Source organism: Acidovorax sp. KPB24-03, from assembly GCF_057546605.1.
This window is the reverse complement of sequence record NZ_BAAJYR010000958.1, coordinates 1-539: the sequence shown is the minus strand read 5'-3', so window position 1 is coordinate 539 and position 539 is coordinate 1. Positions and strand designations below refer to the sequence as shown.

Sequence of the window (539 nt, the reverse complement as noted above, 5' to 3'; positions counted from 1 at the left end):
CAAGGCCGGCAGCACGCTCGGCACCTTCGCGCGCGCGCCGCAATGGCGCGCCGCGCGCTGGGCCCTCGGGCTGCTGGTGGCCACGCAGCTCGTGGGCCTCAATGCCTGGGCCTGGCAGGAACGCCAGGCACTGGAGGCCAAGCAGGCCGGCGTGCGCGCCGCGCTCACGCAGACCTTTCCCCAGGTGAAGGTGGTGGTCGATGCGCCCGTGCAGATGGAGCGCGAACTCGCTCAGTTGCGCCAGGCCGCCGGCAGCGTCTCGCCGCGCGACCTCGAACCCATGCTGGCCGCCGCGGGCGCCGCGCTGCCGCCGGGCCAGTTGCCCACCGCGCTCGACTACAGCGCGGGCGATCTTCGCCTGCGCGGGCTCGAGCTGCCCGCCGAGGCGCTGGCCAGCGCCAACCAGCGGCTGTCCGCCGCCGGGTATTCCTCCCGCATGCAGGACGGGCAGTGGCTGCTGCGCACCGGAGGCCAGCCATGAAGCGCCCCGCACCCGCCGCCCCCTCTTCGCCCTCCAGCGCCGTCGCGCCCCTCAAGGC

The 539-nt window shown here is 75.5% G+C and carries 1 protein-coding gene; it reads left to right on the top strand.

Annotation, left to right across the window (positions count from 1 at the left end):
• Window positions 1-481 (top strand): type II secretion system protein GspL (gene gspL / locus AC27KI_RS27030; RefSeq protein WP_487116994.1); only part of this gene is annotated, 481 nt, incomplete at its 5' end.
• Window positions 482-539: the final 58 nt, after the last annotated feature.